11 protein-coding genes and 1 pseudogene are annotated in these 19,410 nt (G+C 55.2%); 8 read left to right on the top strand and 4 right to left on the bottom strand.

The annotated features are described in order from the left end of the window. Window positions 1-266 precede the first annotated feature (266 nt). The gene (locus ACVWZU_RS05135; RefSeq protein WP_457443700.1) at window positions 267-2,543 is read right to left on the bottom strand and encodes a ComEC/Rec2 family competence protein; all 2,277 of its coding nucleotides are present in this window, start codon (window positions 2,541-2,543) and stop codon (window positions 267-269) included. 271 nt (window positions 2,544-2,814) lie between these two features. Between ACVWZU_RS05135 and cphA the strand changes: the two genes are divergently transcribed. The 3 genes from cphA (at window position 2,815) to ACVWZU_RS05120 (ending at window position 7,049) form a co-directional block, all read left to right on the top strand. Then, complete coding sequence (gene cphA / locus ACVWZU_RS05130) at window positions 2,815-5,511, top strand: cyanophycin synthetase (RefSeq protein ID WP_414343096.1); 2,697 nt, start codon at window positions 2,815-2,817, stop codon at window positions 5,509-5,511. Between the two features lie 345 nt (window positions 5,512-5,856). Continuing rightward, window positions 5,857-6,057 (top strand): hypothetical protein, encoded by a 201-nt coding sequence (locus tag ACVWZU_RS05125; protein ID WP_414330572.1) that lies wholly within the window; start codon window positions 5,857-5,859, stop codon window positions 6,055-6,057. 125 nt (window positions 6,058-6,182) lie between these two features. Continuing rightward, window positions 6,183-7,049 (top strand): prepilin peptidase, encoded by an 867-nt coding sequence (locus ACVWZU_RS05120; RefSeq protein ID WP_457443704.1) that lies wholly within the window; start codon window positions 6,183-6,185, stop codon window positions 7,047-7,049. 269 nt (window positions 7,050-7,318) lie between these two features. Here the strand turns inward: ACVWZU_RS05120 and ACVWZU_RS05115 are convergent, their stop codons facing one another. The 3 genes and pseudogenes from ACVWZU_RS05115 to ACVWZU_RS05105 all read right to left on the bottom strand — a co-directional run. Further along, the gene (locus ACVWZU_RS05115; protein ID WP_414330567.1) at window positions 7,319-7,693 is read right to left on the bottom strand and encodes a DUF6883 domain-containing protein; all 375 of its coding nucleotides are present in this window, start codon (window positions 7,691-7,693) and stop codon (window positions 7,319-7,321) included. A gap of 102 nt (window positions 7,694-7,795) precedes the next feature. Next, complete coding sequence (locus tag ACVWZU_RS05110) at window positions 7,796-11,782, bottom strand: magnesium chelatase subunit H (protein ID WP_457443698.1); 3,987 nt, start codon at window positions 11,780-11,782, stop codon at window positions 7,796-7,798. Between the two features lie 289 nt (window positions 11,783-12,071). Beyond that, a pseudogene (locus ACVWZU_RS05105) lies at window positions 12,072-12,239 on the bottom strand (tyrosine-type recombinase/integrase); the annotation flags it as partial. A 483-nt stretch (window positions 12,240-12,722) separates the two neighbouring features. Here ACVWZU_RS05105 and ACVWZU_RS05100 point away from each other — a divergent pair. The 5 genes from ACVWZU_RS05100 (at window position 12,723) to ACVWZU_RS05080 (ending at window position 19,151) form a co-directional block, all read left to right on the top strand. Continuing rightward, the gene (locus tag ACVWZU_RS05100) at window positions 12,723-13,043 is read left to right on the top strand and encodes a hypothetical protein (protein ID WP_457402126.1); all 321 of its coding nucleotides are present in this window, start codon (window positions 12,723-12,725) and stop codon (window positions 13,041-13,043) included. Between the two features lie 20 nt (window positions 13,044-13,063). Further along, the gene (locus tag ACVWZU_RS05095; RefSeq protein ID WP_457410979.1) at window positions 13,064-13,903 is read left to right on the top strand and encodes a VWA domain-containing protein; all 840 of its coding nucleotides are present in this window, start codon (window positions 13,064-13,066) and stop codon (window positions 13,901-13,903) included. An 11-nt stretch (window positions 13,904-13,914) separates the two neighbouring features. After that, window positions 13,915-14,679: a protein phosphatase 2C domain-containing protein gene (locus tag ACVWZU_RS05090; protein WP_414388693.1), complete on the top strand. Its 765-nt coding sequence runs from the start codon at window positions 13,915-13,917 to the stop codon at window positions 14,677-14,679. 7 nt (window positions 14,680-14,686) lie between these two features. Then, a complete protein-coding gene (locus ACVWZU_RS05085) occupies window positions 14,687-16,354 on the top strand; it encodes a hypothetical protein (RefSeq protein WP_457443696.1) in 1,668 nt (555 codons plus the stop codon). Between the two features lie 613 nt (window positions 16,355-16,967). Next, entirely contained in the window at window positions 16,968-19,151 is a 2,184-nt protein-coding gene (locus ACVWZU_RS05080) for a DEAD/DEAH box helicase (RefSeq protein ID WP_457443694.1), read from the top strand. The last annotated feature ends 259 nt before the right edge of the window (window positions 19,152-19,410 follow it).

Genomic DNA, 19,410 nt, shown 5'->3' with positions numbered 1-19,410 from the left:
CAATTTGGCGGCTTGCGACGGGGACACCTTGAGCTTGCAGGATATGGTCAGGACTTGGCTCATAAGTTCATTGTACTTCATCAAAGCGCATTCCTTCCGGCAGTGACCCTACGGGTACAGTGCGGGGCTCCTGCGATTTCTAGCTGAACATGTCTAAGACATCCCCCGCCGCCTTGCCCTGCTAGCCTCTCTCCCACTTTGTTTGGGAAGCTGCAAGCTTTTTTGCTCGAATTCTACCGAGTTTGTACCCCAGACTACAGCGCTGCTCAATCCAATTGTGACCTCAAGGTTTGCACTCCCCGCCGCGACCAGCTTACCGCTCCAGACCGATCGGCTACGTAGAGGGGTCGTTGTTTCTGCCGGAACCAGGTGACCACCGTCTCGCCGACAGAGCCAGAGCTAATGCCCGCCTGCACCTGAAAGCGCTCCAACAGATCCAAAATCAGGGATCCCCCGTCCCACCACAGCCAGTCGATCTGGGCCGGCATCAGCGGGGATCCGGTTAGCTCGGCTTGCACATGGGTGCCGGCAGAGCCCAGCAGCAGCCAATGGGATCCCTCTGTTTCTAAAGTCAACACCAGGGGGTTGGTGTGGATGGCCTGTAGGCTCAACCGCTGCGACACCGGGATCCGGTCGGCAGGCTGCAACACTCGATAGGGGATCCCGGCAGCTTGCACAGCACTGAGGGAGCGCAGGTAACTTTCGGAAGCCGCATTGGCCCCTCCCCCATCCCAAAATTGCCCAATCGCGTTGGCGGGACGTACTCCTTTGGAGAAAGCCGACAGCAGGATCTCCCAGCCGCCATTGGCAGAGCCGGCGGAGGTCATGGCCACCGCCCCGTCCAGACGGTGCAAGCCCTGCTGCCGCAAAAAGGGCAACACCGTGCGTTCTGCCAAACGGGGATCCCCGCTGTTGAGCAAGAGGTGGCGCCCTTCCGCTTGAATGGCCAGGATGGGAATTCGTCCACTGGCCAAGGCGGTAATTTGGACCGGCGGCCCCGGCCACATCCTTGGACCCAGGAGGATGGCGGCCATGATCAGGGCTGTGCCCTGCCAGCGGAAGGCCTGTCGCCACCGCGGCCAAAAGGTTAGGGCCACCAGCGCCCCGTAGAGGAGCAGGCACTGGAGCAGGGAGACCCGGCCGGTGTAGTAGGAACTCAGAGGCCAGCTGGCTATCCAGCTCACCCAGTTGATTAAAGGCGTGATCAAAAACGTCAAGGGCCGGGCCAGCAGGGATCCCAGCCCTGGCCAGAGCAAAGCCCCAAACGCCACCCCGAACCCCGCCACCAGCAGCGGCAGCAACAGGATCATCAGCAGGGGATTGGCCAGCAGTGAATAGGTGGGGATGCGGCCAAAGATGGCCACCTGCAGCGGCAAAGTCCAGATCTGGGCTGCCAGCGGAACGGCCAAGGCGGTGGCCACTGCCGGGGGCAAAAAGTCCAAGCGGGAAACGATGGGAGCTGTCCCCACCAGCAGGCCCAGGGTGGCGGCGAAGCTGAGCTGAAACTCCAGGTCTGTAATCCACAGCGGCTCGTAGATTAAGAGCAAAACTGCCGCCACCAGTAGCGTCCCCAGGGGATTGAGCTTCACCTTTCCTTCCAGGCGCGGCTCCGTCAGCACCACCATGGCTGCTGCCCCCATCAGTGCTGCCCGCAACACCGAAGGGCTGAACCCCGTCAGGGCAATGTAAAGCCCCAGCACTGCCAGAATGATCCCCTGCTGCAGGCGCACCGCCAGCCGGCGCGTCAGGACAAACACCACCCCCACCAACAGCGACACATGGAACCCAGAGGCGGCCAGCGCATGGGCCATGCCGATTTCCCGGAAGGCATCCTGCAAGTCGAAATCCAATTGGGCGGCCCGGGATCCCAGCACCAAGGAAGCCAACAGATTCCCCTGCCGCTCCCCCAATCCAGCAACGAACGCCTCTCGCACCCGCCGCCGCAACACCCAGCCCCCCCAACCTCTTCCCCCCGGCTGCAGGATCACCTCACGGGCGCTGAAGCCGGCAAAAGCCCCCTGGCGCTGCAGGTAGGCTTGAAAATCAAAGCTGCCCGGGTTCAAGGCCGGACTGGGAAGGTACAGGGATCCCGTCAGGCGCACCCGTTGGTTGGGGTGGAGATCCTTGTCCTGGAGGGCCTCAGGGCCGGTGGTGACGTAGAGCTTGCCGCTGACCTGGCGGGCCGTGGAGTCGGCGTTGAGCACCTGCTCTGCTCTCAGCCAAAATTGCAGCCGTTCGCTGCGGGTGGGACGAGGTTCCGAGAGGACGGTGCCCACCAAGTTCATCTGCTGCTGGGGGGCCAACAGACTGATATCCGTCGGGCCGGGAAAAGGCTGCCGCCAACCCAGGTAATTCCAAGCCAGACACCCCACCAGCCCCATCGCCAGCCAAGTGCGGGCCAAACGCAGTCGCCGCCGACACAGCAGGGATCCCGCCAGCCCCAATCCCAGCAGGATCCCCCAGCCCCACCCGGCAGCCTGGGGCCAAGCCCGCACCAGCAGGCCCAAGATCCAGCCCAACCCCAGCAGATAGGTTCTTTCCATGTGCCGCAGACCCGTCTGCTCCCCACTGTACCGATGTGGTCAAGCGGGATCCATTGCGTTGTCTTAACCTTGCTCGCCTGCCGAAAGAATTGTACCGAAAGAATTGTATTAAAGGATACTCTTTCTCGACCTTGGCAAAGGGAGTGTAGATTAGGGCTGGTCGCGCCAGCGGGATGTAGTCCTTGGCAGTTTCCTGCGCCGGCATCCTGAAAACGACCCTAAAACGACCCTAAGTTATCTGTCCCCTTCCCCGCTGTTTCCCCTAGACCCTATGCGCATCCGATCCATCCGCGTTCTCAGTGGCCCCAACTACTGGAGCATCCGTCGTCATAAGCTGATTCAAATGCGGCTTGATCTGGAAGACTTGCAGGAGCGACCCACCAACACCATCCCGGGTTTCAAAGAAAGGTTGGAGGCCCTGTTGCCGGGACTGTGGGAACACCAGTGCTCCCGCGGCTGCTATGGGGGATTCTTGCAACGGGTGGAAGAGGGCACCCTCATGGGCCATGTGGTGGAGCATGTGGCCTTGGAACTGCAGACTCTGGCCGGCATGAAAGTGGATTTTGGCCGCACCCGCGAAACCTCCACCCCCGGCACCTACAACGTCGTGTTCGAGTATCAAGAGGCAGAGGCCGGGCGCTTTGCGGCCAAAGCTGCAGTCTACCTCTGTCAGGCTTTGGTGGATGGAGAAGACTACCGCCGCGACCTAGAACTGGACATTCAAGAGTTGCGAGAGATCCGAGAGAACGTCCGCTTCGGCCCCAGCACCCAAGCTTTGCTGGACGAGGCCGCCCTGCGCGGGATCCCCTACCTGCGCCTCAACAAGGGATCCCTGGTGCAACTGGGGTACGGCGTCTACCAAAAGCGCATCGAAGCCACCACCACTGAAAAAACCAGCATCATTGCCGCCGACCTGGCCGCCGACAAGCGGGCCACCAAAGAACTGCTGCAGGACATGGGGATCCCGGTGCCCAAGGGCTATACGGTGCGTCGCCGCAGCGAGTTGGCAGCCACCATCGAGGATGTCGGGGGCTTTCCGGTGGTGATCAAGCCCCTTAACGCCAACCACGGCAAGGGCATCACCGTCAACATCACCAGCCTGGAAGCCGCCGAGATCGCCTACGATGCCGCCAGCCAATACTCCGATGTGGTGTTGGTGGAAAAGCACCTGGTGGGGGATGACTACCGACTGCTGGTGATCAACAACAAGCTGGTGGCTGTGGCCAAGCGGATCCCAGCCTATGTGGTGGGAGATGGCCGTTCCACCATTCAAGAGCTGATCGACGAAGTCAACAGGGATCCGCGGCGGGGGTTTGGCCACGAAAACGTGCTGACCCAAATTAGCGTTGATGACATGACCCTGCGCATCCTCGAAAGCAAAGGCTACACCCTGGATACGGTGCTGCCCAAAGGAGAACATTGCACCCTCAAATCCACCGCCAACCTGAGCACCGGCGGCATTGCCGTCGATTGCACCGATATCATTCACCCCTACAACGCCTTCATCGCCGAACGGGCAGCCCAGATCATCGGCCTGGATGTGGCGGGCATCGACCTCATCTGCCCGGACATTGCCCAGCCCGTCAACGAAACCGGTGGCGGCATTGTCGAGGTGAACGCTTCTCCCGGCCTGCGCATGCACCTGGCCCCCAGCGAAGGGATCCCGCGCAATGTGGCTGAGCCCATCATCGACATGCTCTTTCCCCCCGGCAGCCACACCCGCATCCCCATCCTGGCCGTCACCGGCACCAACGGCAAAACCACCACCACCCGCCTGATCGCCCACATCCTCAAAGGCATCGGCAAGCGGGTCGGCTTCACCACCACCGACGGCGTTTACATCCAAAACCATCAAATTGCCAAGGGAGACATGACCGGCCCCCACAGCGCCCGCCTGGTGCTCAGGGATCCCACCGTAGAAGTGGCGGTGCTGGAAACGGCGCGAGGCGGCATTTTGCGAGAGGGGCTGGGGTTTCCGGAATGCGATATTGGCGTGGTGCTCAACGTAACCTCAGATCACCTGGGGTTGGGGGATATCGAAACCCTAGAAGACATGGCCCGCGTCAAATCCGTCTTGGTGGAAGCGGTACACGAGCGGGGCTACGCTGTCTTGAATGCCGATGATGGTCTGGTGGCCGCCATGGCCGCCAATGTCAAGGCGACAGTGGCCTATTTCAGCATGAACCCGGAAAATCCCCTCATTCAAAAGCACATTGCTTCCGGGGGCATAGCAGCTGTCTATGAAGAGGGCCACATCTCAATTTTGAAACGGGGCTGGAAACTGCGCATAGAAGATGTAACCAAAATTCCCCTCACCCTCTCTGGCAAGGCCAGCTTCATGATCCAAAATGTGCTGGCCGCTACTTTGGCAGCCTTCCTGCACGGGGTTTCCATCGACGACATCCGCATGGCGCTGGGCACCTTCACCAGTTCTGTAGCCCAGACCCCCGGTCGCCTCAACTTGTTTGATGTAGGGGGCTACCAGGTGTTGGTGGACTATGCCCACAACCCAGCAGGTTACGAAGCCATTCAAAGTACCCTGGAGCGCTGGGATTGCCAACGAAAAATTGGGGTTATCGGCGGGCCTGGGGATCGGCGCAACAGCGACCTACGAGAGCTGGGAGTCTTGGCAGCGCGCATGTTCGACCGAGCCATTGTCAAAGAAGATGATGACCGGCGAGGACGGGAACCAGGCGAGGTGGCCGCCCTAATCCGGCAGGGTTGGGAACAGGAAAAGGCAGGGGATCGTCTGCAGGAAATCTTGGATGAGGCAACTGCTATCGAAACCGCTCTGGAGAAAGCCGAACCCGGAGACCTGGTGGTGATCTTTCCGGCGGATGTACAGCGCACCATCCAGATCATCACCCGCTTTCAAGACAAGCTCAATCCCAAACCCAGTTACCGTGGCTCCTCCTACAGCATCGGCCCAGATTTGATCTCCCCCAGCCCTGACGGCAAGCCATCTTAGGACGGCTGTCGACAACTCCAGAGTGCTCTATGGCCTCCATTCCTGGACAGACATCGAGAATTGAGTGGGCGGAGGTGACCCATAAGTCCTCGGCGGCGATATCCTAAGTTTAGGCTGGCGGGGGCAGGGCAGTTTGTCTCTTCTCTTAGAAAGAAGCAGGTGTTCGGCTTGAGGGATCCCCGGCTTTCAAGGGGCCCTAAGCATCTCCAAAAAAAGCCTGAGGACGTCAGGGATCCAAAAGGGCTTGAGGATCCTATCCCGCTAACGAGCAAGGACTCCGTCTCGCTGACACAATGGGAAGGTCGTTAGGGTAGTCGTGAACTTGGCAAGGTAGGAAAACAGCTCATGGACAGCGCTCTGCTTCAAGCGGCTCGCCAGATTTATCAATTTCATCTGCAGCATCGACCGGAAGTGCTGGAGCAACCTCCGCGGGGGGTAGTTATTCACCGCCGTACCCTGCGAGGGGATCTGATCTTTTCCGAGTTCCCCATCCTGCTGCCCCAGGAAACTTTTATTCCGCTGCAGCAGTTGGAGCCGCTGCGGTGAGGCACAAGGAGCTACGCTGACAGAGCAGATCCTTCCTTTTTCTGCCTTTAGGGACTCCGTCCTGCCGACGCGATGGGAATCGCTGCCATGCTCGAGGTTCTCCCCTACTGCACAACGCTCACATGATGTGGCTGAGCATGATGTGGCTGAGCAGCGCCGACGCCAACAGAATCTGGGAGCTGCGCCTGTTGGCCTGGGTGCTGGTACTGGTGCTGGGGGCCTGTGTGGGCAGCTTCTTGAACGTGGTGGTCTATCGCCTGCCGCAGGGTCTTTCTCTGCTCTATCCCGGATCCCATTGTCCAAGCTGCAAGACGCCGCTGGGCCCCACGGAGAACATTCCCATCCTAGGCTGGTTGTTGCTGCGCGGTCGCTGCCGCCATTGTGGAGCGCAGATTAGCTGGCGCTACCCTGCCGTTGAGGCGTTGACAATGGGGCTGTTTGCCCTCAGCATCGGCGCTTTGGGGTTTTCTGCCCAAGGGATCCTCACCTGCGTCTTGTTGAGCTGGCTGTTGGCCCTGGCGCTCATCGATCTGGATACCTTTTTGCTGCCGGAGGAGCTGACCCGTTCAGGCCTGGTGGTGGGGCTTTTGGCCCGCCTGGCCTTGTTGTGGCTGGAGGGATCCGGATCCCTGGCCGCTACAGGCCTGTCACTGGTGGAAGGGATTGCAGGAGCTGTGCTGGGCCTCTGGCTGCTGGAGGGCATTGGCCTCTTGGCCCGTTGGGTCTTGGGGCGGGAGGCTATGGGCGGGGGAGATGGCAAGCTGTTGGCCCTGATCGGCATGTGGTTGGGCTGGCAGGGGGTGGTGGTGGCCCTTCTTTTGGGTTCCGGGTTTGGCCTGCTGGCTAGCTTGCTGGCCATGACCAAGGGGCGGGCCCGCCTGGGAAAGCCCATCCCCTTCGGCCCCTACTTGGCTATGGGTGGAGGGGTGGCGGCTCTGGCCGGATCCCAACTGGTGGAGGGCTACCTGCGCTGGGCCGGATTGGTGGGGTAGAGGGAACGTCCATTCAACATTGGATACTTCATGTTTCGGGATCTATGACTTCAAACTGATCGGGAAAAAGAATGAGATTAAAGTATCGAAAACCTCCTACCAAGCTCAAATCCGGAACCGCTAAATCAACCGCATAGCCTTCAGTGGGATCTGAGTAACATTCCACAATGGATCCCTGAGTTCCAGCAGGAATGGTGGTCTCGCTGAAATACTCCTTGACATCTGCCACAGTTTTGACTCTACTGTATGGCTTGATTCTAGAAGTGGTTTTACTCATCATTGTGTACCTCTAGCCAATTGGTGACCAAACGAGGGATTAAACTTTCCTTATCAACCTGCCACACGGTCACTAAAGTGCCTTTTTTCTGATTGAGGCCCAAAATTTCAATCTTGACTCGATAGCGGCTTCCATAGGGTGTTGGAAACGGATCCCCGGCTAAGGCGCAAGGCAGAGCAGCAGTAACCTGTTGCAGAATGTGAGCAAATCCCACCCTTCTTCCCTCTGGTGTACTGACATCATAGCCAAGCTCTGCAAAGGCAATCCACTTGCCTTGATTTCCAGGATTAGCTGGATTCATAGAGTAATCAACGAACTTGGCAGGATCCACTGCTGCTTCAGAAGCCCTGGGCAAGGATCCGGCCATGGTTGCAGCTTTTGCCGACTTCACGTAAGGTCTAAGGACTCCGTCCCGCTGGCGCGAACAGTAGCCCAGACGTCTCACGCTAACCTGAAACAGCCATATTAATTACTCCACCCCTTCGATTCTGTCCTCGATCTCCTGATACAGCTCCTGCAGGCGCTCGATATTGGCCTGGGAAGTCTGCCAATAGCCACGCCCATGCACCTCTAGCAGGGATCCGACAATGCGCCGGAAGGAGTGGGGATTGAGGTTCATCAAGCGCTGCCGCATCGCCTCGTCCTTGATGAAAGTCTCGTTGGTTTCCTCGTAGATCCAGTTGTCCACCGCGCCTGCCGTAGCTGACCAGCCGGAGGTGTTGACCAGCCGCTTGGCGATCTCCCGTACCCCTTCGTAGCCGTGCTTGAGCATCCCCTCATACCACTTGGGGTTGAGGAGCTTGGTGCGGGCGTCCAGACGGATGGTTTCGCTCAGGGTGCGGATCTGGGCGTTGGGCGTGGTGGTATCTGCCATGTAGGCCGAGGGGGCCTTGCCGTCGGGGCGCAGGCTCTGCACCAGCTTGGTGGGATCCGCGTCGAAGTAGTGGCTGACATCGGTCAGGCTGATCTCCGAGGAGTCCAGGTTCTGGAAGGTCACATCCACCGTCTTCAAGCTGGCTTCAAAAAGCTGCCGCATCTGCTGGTTGGGCAGGTTGGAGCCGAAGGCAAAGGACTTGCGGGATAGGTACATCTCCCGCAGCTCGCTTTCATCTTCCCAAGAGCTGTTTTCCACCGCCAGGTTGATGTTGGCGGAGTAGGATCCGGAAGCGTTGGAAAAGACCCGCGTTGCCGCCTGCTCCAACGTCAGCCCCAGCTCTTCTGCCTGCTGCAAGGCGTGCTTGCGCACGAAGTTCAGCTCCGGTGGCTCCACCGCTGCGGCCGCCAGCTTCACCGCCCGGTCGATCAGGTCCATCTGGTTAACAAACAGATCCCGGAATACCCCAGAGCAGTTCACCACCACATCGATTCGGGGACGGCCCAGCTCCTCTAAGGGGATTAACTCCACCTTGTTCACCCGCCCCAGGGCATCGGGTTTGGGTCGCACCCCCAGCAAACACAGCACCTGCGCCAGCGACTCCCCGTAGGTCTTGATGTTGTCGGTGCCCCAGAGCACCACCGAGATGGTTTCCGGGTACCGGCCACCGTTACTGCTCATCTCGCGAGCCAGCAGCCGTTCCACCACGATCTCCGCAGACTTAATCGCGGCTGCCGTGGGGATAGACTGGGGATCCAAAGCATGGATGTTCCGTCCCGTGGGCAACACATTGGGGTTGCGGATGGGATCCCCCCCCGGCCCTGGCAAAATGTACTCCCCTTCCAAGGCCCGCAGCAGGGATCCCAGCTCATAATCTGCCGTAATTTGCTTGAGGCACTCCTCCAGAAATTCAAACAAGGGCTTCAAAAGATCCGGATCCACCTGGGGGTAGCCCGCTTCTTTTAGGACTGCCAACCAGGGGGCTTGCCGGCCCATGTTGAAAAAGTTGAGCTTGGCCACCCGCGCGACCCGGCCCTGGGCGTCGGTCTGCTCCTGCACCAGCGCCGCCACCGCCTTCTGGCAGGCCTTGTTGATGCGATCCAGCAGCTCCGTATCCGCCAGGTGTCCCCGATCCCGGTTGCGGTAGATCTCATCGATATCCCGGCCCAGGCTTTGGGCGAGAATGCGCGGCAGGCCGAGGATCCCTTCTTCGGGGCGGTCAATGCTGGCAATGCTCACCAGGGTGGCAATCGCCTCCTCTGCCGTGGGGGGCGCTCCAATGACGTGCAGACCACAGGGCAACAGCCGCGACTCGATCTCCATCAGCTGGGCGTAGAGCTTGCCCACCACCCTGTCCCGCTCTTCCAAGCTCAACTGGGCGGCGTCCCCCTGGGGCAGCTCCACATCCTTGTCCAGGTTCACCAGCCGCGCCTTGTCGCAGATGGCGTTGACGATGGCGATGCCCCGCGCCCCCTCCCGCAGGGTTTGGTAGGAGCCGATCATCTCCCGCAGCTCTTGCAGCCCCTTGTAGAGGCCGGCGTTTTCTGCCGGCGGCGTCAGGTAGCTGATGGTGCAGGCGTAGCCCCGCCGCTTGGCAATAGTGGCCTCACTGGGGTTGTTGGCGGCGTAGTAGTACAGGTTGGGCAGGGATCCAATTAGATTATCCGGATAGCACTCGCCCGACATGCCGATCTGCTTGCCCGGCATAAACTCCAGGGATCCATGGGTGCCAAAGTGCAACACCGCATCCGCCCCCCAAACTTTCTCCAGGTAGGTGTAGTAGGCAGCAAAGCCGTGGTGGGGGCTGGCTGACCTGGAAAAAAGCAGCCGCATGGGATCCCCTTCATAGCCGAAGGTGGGCTGCACCCCGATGAACACATTGCCAAAGTGCTTGCCGTAGATCAACAGATTTTGCCCATCGGTATTCAGGTGCCCCGGCGCTGGCCCCCAGTATTGCTCGATGGCTTTCACGTAGGGTGTCAGCGCCTCGTACTCCCGCACCGACAGTTTGGCGGCCACATTCAGCTCCGGGCTGGCGTACTGGGCCTGGGGATCGTGCAGGATGGACTCCATCAGCTCCTGCGGGGTTTTGGGCAGCAAGGACTCCGTCCCGCTGTCGCGAACGGGGCCGAGGTCATAGCCGTTGTGGGCCAGGGCCTGCATCACCCGGTGAATAGAGGCAAATACATCCAAGTAGGCTGCTGTCCCCACATTGCCTTTGTCCGGTGGGAAGCTGAAGACGGTGATGGCGATCTTCTTCTCCAGCTTGGGCTTGCGCCGCAAATTGGCCCATTTAATGGCCCGCGCCGCGATCAGCTCGATCCGATCCTGCATTGCGTGAGCTTTGCCGGTGGCCGCGTCCCGCCCTGAGAGGATGATGGGATCAATGGCCCCGTCCAGCTCGGGAATGGCAATCTGCAGAGCCACCTGCACCGGGTGCAGCCCCAGGTCGCTGGCAGCCCATTCCTCCGTCGATTGAAACACCAAGGGCAGCGCCACCATGTAGGGGCGATTCAGCCGTTGCAGCGCTTCCACCGCCTTGGGGTGATCCTGCCGCGCCGGCCCTCCCACCAGGGCAAACCCGGTTAGCGACACGACCACATCCACAATGGGCGCTGTCTTCTGCGCGTTCCAGAAAAACTCGTTCACTGGCTTGGAGAAATCTAGACCCCCGGCAAACACCGGCACCACCCGCGCCCCGCGCGACTCCAGCTCTTGCACCATGGCCACGTAGTGGGCATCATCCCCCGTCACCAGGTGGGTGCGCTGCAGCACCAATCCCACACAGGGAGCCAAGGGATCCTTCACGTCCTGCGGCAGATCCTCGCGGGCGTTGTACCAATCCAAATACTCCGCCAGACTGGCAAACATCTGCGGCGCCAAGGGGTGCCAGATGCCCATCTCCAAATAGGTGACCGGCTCGGCAAAGGAGAGCTGCCCCCGCATCCCCGGCAGGTAGCGATCCGCCAGCATCAGCAAAAAGTTCTCCAGGTTCTCGCGGGATCCCCCCAGCCAATACTGGAAGCTGAGCATGAAGTTGCGGGCATCCTGCGCCTTGTCGAAGGGCAGATACTTCAGCACCTTGGGCAGGGTCTGCAGCAGCTTCAACATCCCCTCCTGGAAGTTGGATCCCTGCTGGCGCTTGCGCATAAACTGGGCGATGGCGCTCTTGGACTGTCCCAGCTGCGCCATAGAAAAGGATCCCATCTTGTTCAGGCGCATCACCTCCGGCATGGAGGGAAACACCACCACCGCATCCAGCCGTTCCCGCAGGGGTTCTACCGCCTGCACCACCTTCTGGGCAATGTCCTCAATGAAGATCAAGGATCCAATAAAGACATTGGCCGTTTCCAGATCCCGCTTGAAGGCATCGTAGCCCGCGGGATCCCGCAGCTCCTCCACCAGATAGCCGGACAGCTCCACCGCCAGCTTGGAGTTGTGGGCGTTGATGTGCTGCACTGCTGCGGTCAGGGCACTCTGATATTGCGGCTCCAACACCACGTACACCACCTTCATCAGGCGGCGATCCCCTACCTCGGCAGGGGTAACGTGGCGGGTGATGGGCTTAACCAGAGTAAACATGCGGTCGCTCTCCGTCGTGCAATGCAAAAATTGGGTAAACCGGGGAAAGGACTCCGTCCCGCTGACGCGAAAGGACTCCGTCCCGCTGACGCGAAAGGACTCCGTCCCGCTGACGCGAAAGGACTCCGTCCCGCTGACGCGATAGGCAGGATCCCCTATTGTCTGTTTCCCGTTCTACCAGAGAAACGGATCCCTGCTGGGGGCATGGCGGCAGGGTCGTAATAATTCGCAATGATCGCTGAGGTACTGTAAAGGGGAAGAGGATCCCTTCCCCAGAGAGCGTCCCCTTCTAAGGATCCAATGGACTTCTCACCCCGCGCCCGCCTTTATTCAGCACATGGGTGTAAATCATGGTGGTTTTGACATCTTTGTGGCCCAACAATTCTTGGACGGTGCAGATGTCGTAGCCGTTTTGCAGGAGATGAGTGGCAAAACTATGGCGGAAGGTGTGGCAAGTAAACTACCCGACTCCGTACCGCTTTAGCGATACAGAGTAGGCTTTTAGTAGCCCTGGGCCTGCTCTGCTCTACCAGAGAACAAAACAGGCCCGAACCTCTAGGCTGGTTTACAGCAGCCCCAATCGACCGTTACCAGTGCCTTAAATAACCGTTTCTGGTGCCCGCAATGTTATTATAGCACAAGGCAAGTGAAGTCGCACATTCCTCCCGACACTGACTTTATGAGTACAGTGCGAGGCTCCTGCGATTTCTAGCTGACTTGCTCCAGGAGCTTTCTGGGTCTAGGTATAGGTGTGTTAATGCTCATTCAGCCAGATAAAAACCCTTTGGAGGTAATTATCGCTCAAAATGTTGACTATACAGACAAATTCTATACAGACAAATTAGGGCAGCATTACACTAGGCGATTGAAAAGTCTGCTTCTTAGGTGATTATCAGTCATCTAGCTGCAGAAACACATGTTAGGCGACAGGGAGCTTTTAATGACGACCGAGTTGCTCTATCACCAACCAGTGGCACTGATCGCCATCGCGCTGCTTGCATGCATGGTGATCGCTGCGGGCTCGGGGTACAAACTCGGTCGCAGAGGACGCCAAGCACAAAACGAGCTGACGCGAATTCAGATCGGGAGCATTCAAGCGGCAACCCTGGGACTGCTTGCCCTTCTTCTTGGATTCACCTTCGCCATGGCGCTGTCCCGATTCGAGTACCGGAAGCTAGTTCGCAAAACGGCGGCGTTGTTTGCCGAGACGTTATGTGAAAGTGCGGCTCTGCATTCTACAAGTCAACAATTAATAATGTAATAATCTGAAAGGAAATCGCAATGCCATATCAAGCCGAAATTAGTCGAGCCAATCCGAGTTGTTTCTTGTTCCTCATTGACCAGTCGGGATCGATGTCAGACTCGTTCGGTGGTAGTGGGCCAAACAAAAGAAAAGCGGATGGTGTCTCCGATGCAATCAACAAGCTGCTTCAAAACTTAGTCATCAAGTGTGCCAAGAGCGATGGAGTTCGAGACTATTACTATGTTGGCGTAATTGGTTATGGTGCTTCAGTCGGTTCAGCCTTTATGGGCTCTCTCGCTGGCAAGGATTTATCACCCATTAGCCAAATCGCAAATTCACCGGCTCGAATCGAGGAGCGTAGCAAGAAAGTGGATGATGGAGCCGGCGGGCTCGTGGAACAGACTATCAAGTTCCCAATTTGGTTTGATCCCGTCGCTAACGGAGGAACTCCAATGTGCCAAGCATTAACGCAGGCCAAGACGATCGTTCAAGACTGGATTGCCCAGCACCCTTCCTGCTTTCCTCCCATTGTGATAAACATAACAGACGGTGAGGCGACAGATGGAAACCCTTCTGATGCTGCAAACGAAATCAAATCATTAGCGAGCTCTGATGGTAACGTTTTGCTATTCAATGTTCACTTGTCTTCTCAGAAGGCTAATCCTATTGAATTTCCAGACTCCGATAGCGGACTGCCCGATGAGTTTGCCCGCTTACTCTTCAGTATGTCGAGCATACTGCCAACACACATCCAGAATGCAGCAAAACAGGAAGGATATCATATCTCGGAGGCAAGCCGTGGGTTTGTTTTCAACGCTGATATCGTTTCGGTAATTCGTTTCTTGGATATTGGAACGCGTCCAAGCAATCTGCGCTAGTTTTGGAACCTATGAGACTCTCACTACACCATTTCTGGCTGCAAAAGCTTGGCAATGAAGAAGCCGATTACGAGGACGCTTTCGCCCCCAAAATAGATGGCATAATCGATCAGGAGACTTTTGCAATAGCTATTGCCGACGGTGCAACTGAGAGTTCTTTTGCATCCGATTGGGCTAAGATGCTCACTCGTGCTTTTGTCAAAGAACGCTTCACGAACATCCAGGCTCTGCAGGCCCGCACGGAAATATTATCGAAGCGATGGCACACTTTTGTAAACCGTAGACCATTGCCTTGGTTTGCAGAAGAAAAGGTTCGCCTTGGAGCCTTCGCAACGCTGCTCGGCGTCGAACTCACCTCAAACTCAAACGATTCAAACGAATCGGGATCTTGGTCAGCAATAGCAGTCGGTGACAGTTGTCTCTTTCAAGTCCGCAATGATGATCTTGTCCTCTCTTTTCCCATTTCCAGCGCAAGCGAATTTGGAAGTTCTCCGACTTTGCTTTCCACCAATCTGGCCCGCAATTCGCAACTCTGGGAGAAAGTCAAGCGCCAAACTGCAGAATGGCAATCAGGCGATCTCTTGCTACTTGCTACAGATGCCCTCGCGTGTTGGTTCCTCACCGAGCACGAGAACAATGAAAAGCCCTGGAACATTCTCTACGGTTTTACCGAGAATTCGTCGCCTCAGGAATCATTCAAAGCGTGGGCGAATGATGCTCGTCGTTCTACCCGCTTAAAAAATGATGACATCACCTTACTCTTAGTGAGGCTCTGAATTTGTTATGCCATTACCAAGAGGCGATGAATACTTAGCTGCAGTTCAAAACCCCAGCACAGCTTTCAGCGATCCGGAATTAAAGGTTTCCACCCCAGAACCTGATCAGTTCGGAATTCCTAAGCCTTACTCCGGAGGGTTCACAACCACATTTCATCTCCAAAATCATTCGCAACATTGGGCAGTCCGCTGTTTCACCAGAGCCATTCCAGATTTGCAGAGACGCTATGAAGCTATTGGACGGTTCCTGCAAACCTGTACAGACGGTTTTTTTGTAAAGGCCATTTGTCTTAATCAAGGAATTAAAGTTGGCAGCCAGTGGCATCCCATCATAAAGATGCAGTGGCTCGATGGCGAAACTCTGAACACCTTCATCGACCGCAATATCTCTAAGCCTGGAGAGATTTCTAAGCTCATTCCAGAGTTTGAAGCTTTGGTGAAACGTCTCGAAAGCCTCAAAGTAGCTCACGGGGATCTCCAGCACGGTAATATTCTCGTCAAGCAAGGGAAGCTCTACCTTATCGATTACGATGGATTCTACCTCCCCGAACTCTCCAGCCTTAAGACAAATGAGATCGGACATCTTAACTATCAGCATCCTTCAAGAACCGCTGCTCATTACAATTCAACGATTGACCGGTTTTCGGCCATCGTGATATATCTCGGTCTTTCAGCGGTCGCCGCTTCGCCCCCTCTCTGGCGCAAGTACAACAACAGCGAGAATATCCTATTTCGCTCAAATGACTTTGCAGATGTCGAGTCATCTCCACTTCTCATTGACATTTCTAGAATCTCCCAACTTGCCCCTCTTGTGGAGAGATTCAGGGTCGTTTGCAGGCTCGAATTCGATAAAGTTCCGTCTCTTGATCAGTTCATTTCTGGCAACTTCACCTTTCCAAAGATCACAGTCCGCCCTCCCGCTCCAGCCGTTACTGTTCCCCAAAGGCGCAGCCAGTATCCAGTCATTGACGCTTCTCTTTCTGGCTCACTCTCAGAACATATCGGCGACCGGGTGGAAGTAATCGGACTGATTACCGATTACCATTCTGCACAAACTAAGCACGGACAACCTTACATATTCCTCAACTTCGGTTCTTACCCACACCAAACCTTTACACTTGTTTTGTGGTCTACTTCCCTGGCTGCGTTCGGCCGTGATAAAGTTGATCCTCTCATTCTCGTTCACAAGTGGGTCAAAGTTACTGGCGTAATTGGTAGGTATCGGGACAGACTGCATCGGGACAGACTGCAGATGACAATTGAACTTCCGTCTCAAGTTCAAATATTGTCAGGCGAGGAAGAAGCTCGCCAATGGCTTGGAGTCAAGCCGTCTGTATCGCCATCTCCACAGATTCGACGCCCAATTTCACAACCTGACGAATCAGTTTTTAATACTATCTATTCGGGCAAACGTGCTACACCTGTTGGTACTCCGTCATCGACCACATCTCCGTCAAAGAAATTTGATTCTTCCCATTTTAATACTATCTATTCGGGCAGACGTGCTACTCCTAGTGGTACTCCGTCATCGACCACATCTCCGTCAAAGAAATTTGATTCTTCCCACGGCATCCTTGGCGGATTAATACTCGGAATCGTCGGTGCATTAGTTTTGGGTTTCTGGGGTTTCGTGGCAGGCGCCGTGCTCGGTTACCAAATTGGCAAGCGATTATGAAAGGACAACACACTCTATGAGCTGGCGATTCAGAAAAATCTTCCGTTGGGGTCCATTCCGCACCACTTGGACAAAACGAGGCTGGGGATCCTGATGCTTTTGGGGCTGATGGGTTACCCAACATAACAAGTCACTGCACCCGACTTGATGCTAATCTTTGAACAGTACCCAAACCTACTGGCGGCGGGTGAGTTTAGCCGTTATGTTGCCAGCGCCAGACTTGTGCCTAGTTAAGGTTGTTGGTGAAGGGGCGCTGGGGTCGGTGGGTAGCCGAGGCGATCGGTACACAAATCCACACAACATAACAAGTCGCTGCACCTGACCCAGTGCTATACTCTGAGCAGTTCCCAAAGCTGTTAGTAGCAGGTGAGCTTAGCCGTTATGTTGCCAGCGCCAGACTTGTGCCTAGTTAAGGTTGTTGGTGAAGGGGTGCTGGGGTCGGTGGGTAGCCGAGGCGATCGGTACACAAATCCACACAACATAACAAGTCGCTGCACCTGACCCAGTGTTATACTCTGAACAGTTCCCAAAGCTGTTAGTAGCAGGTGAGCTTAGCCGTTATACTGCTTGTCTTATTAGTCAAATAGATTTAGTTTAGTCATTTGGAAACAGCATGTCAGAAGGTAAGTTCCAGAACTATGCTCCACTTAACCCAAACACAGCAGAGAAAAAGTTTTGGGAATGCCTCAAAAAGACATTTCAGAATGAGCCATGCGTAGCTTACTTTAGGTATCCAATTTTTAAACGCACAGGCAATCTCACCAGAGAACCTGACGTTATCTTTATGCACAGAGATTTAGGATTGTGGGTATTTGAGTGTAAAGGGTGCAGTATCGCTAACATTGAAAGTATCGAAGGGCATCAGTGGAAAATGACTAATTGGCATAGGGAAGAGGAATTGCCTATGCTTCAAGCTGAGGATGGCATGTTTGCAATAAGTGCGAAACTCACAGAACGAAGAGAAACACGAGGACTGGTCGCCTCACACTACAGAGTGGTATTACCCTTTGTTAAAGAGCAAGAATGGCAAGATAAAGGATTTTCTGACTTGCCGTGTACCCATGGCGTTGTTTTGCTGGAGGAGGATCTGAAGCCATCGACTCTCCGAGAAAAACTACAGTTGGGCGCTTGCGAAAATCCACAGCGTCCTCTATCTGATGAACAGTGGCAAAACATAGTTGCTTTACTGGGCGGTTCGCTACCAAAACAAGAACCTAGAGCCATACCTACTGGAACGCCACCCGAAAATCCCATCAGAGTTATTCATGATCTGGAGTCTCGTCTTCGTTTTCTGGATGATCAACAGCAGAAGGTAGCTTTTGAGGTTCCAGATGGACCTCAGCGTGTTAGAGGATTAGCAGGAACAGGGAAAACTGTTCTATTTGCCAAGAGAGCCGCAAAAATTCATGCAGCGCACCCTGACTGGAAAATTGCTTTTGTGTTTTTTACACAGGCACTTTACGACCAAATCATAGGTTTAATCAGTCTTTACTATCGTGAAATGGTTCGGCAAGATGAAGGAGATGTAGAACCAGACTGGCACAATGTACAAGTACTACATGCTTGGGGTTCAAGAGAGCGTAACGGTTTCTACCGTAACTTAGCCCAAAAATCGGGAATACGTCCTCTGAGTGTCAACGACGTTAAACATAGTCTTGGACGCTCCTGCTCTCCGTCAGAAGCTTTTCAATACATCTGTGATTCTCTAGAAGAAAATGTACCAAACATACCTGTACTTTTTGATGCGATCTTGATAGACGAAGGACAGGATTTGCCCCCATCCTTCTATCGATTAGCTTATAAAAGTTTATCTGACCCAAAACGACTTTATTGGGCATACGACGAAGCACAGGGGATTGGAACCCTGACGGTACCTCGTCCTTTGCATATCTTTGGGCTTAATCCAGATGGAACACCAGTAGTAGATTTAGGTGGGAACAAACTTCCTGATGGAACCATAACCAGCCCTACCTACGAAGGAGGACTGCGCAAGGCACACAATTTAAACCGATGCTACCGAACACCTAAAATGCTTCTCATGGCTGCTCACGCTATCAACATGGGCTTACTGCGACAAGAGGGTTGTTTGCAAGGAGTGAGTAACAAAGAGGATTGGGAAAAACTAGGTTACACTGTTCTGGATGGAGATTTTTCAGATGCAAGTGTCAAAGCTGGCAAAACAGTCACAGTTACGCGCGAGGCAAAAAACAGCCCTCACCCCATAGACAGTGATGATTTTCCTCACAAGGACGCTTTAGGCTCACCTTTACGCATCCAGACTTTTTCGGATGAGTTGGAAGAGCAGGAATGGATTGCTCAACAAGTGGAGGAAGATCTGAAGTTAGGCTTCGACCCTTGGGACTTGTTGATTACTTGCCCCACTGGTGATAAAGAACAGCAGTACTTTGAAGCAATAAAATCTAAACTCTCAAGGCGAGGTATCCAAAGCGTTATTGCAGGTGTTGATACAAATCTGGATATCTTTCGCATGGATAACTGCATCACGATCTCAACAATTTTCCGAGCCAAGGGCAATGAGGCGTGGAAGGTTTATGCTTGCAGATTTCATTGTGCTACCCAGCCATTAGCTTGGAGAGGAGAGTCAGAACTACAGAAGCGTAACGAAGCCTTTGTTGCACTTACACGAGCGCGTATCTGGTGCGTTGTAACTGGGGTTGAGGGTGCGAGCCCAGTTTTTGAAGAATTGAGAGCTATTGTGCAACAGTACCCAAATCTAACCTTTAAAGCATTCAATCAATCCTCATTGAAAAGGATTAATGATGAAGATTTTGAATAGCAAATTAGAAACTCGTATCAATATTTGCTACCAATTGTAAGTGCAACATAACAAATCACTGCACCCGACTTGAAGCTATACTTTAGTCATTACCCAAAACTATAGCTAGGTAGGTTAAGGTTGTCGCCTTAAGATTCTGGGAAACCAATGTGGGGCTACGCCCAGCGACCCATATCATGCCAACCTTTGTATGCTTAGCTATACTGGTGGCGGGTGAGTTCAGCGGCAGGACCTCCCGGTGTACTCTGAAACCATGCGA

Source organism: Thermostichus sp. MS-CIW-26, assembly GCF_054059115.1.
The sequence above is the reverse complement of the archived record's forward strand: the minus strand, read 5'-3'. Positions and strand labels throughout refer to the sequence as shown.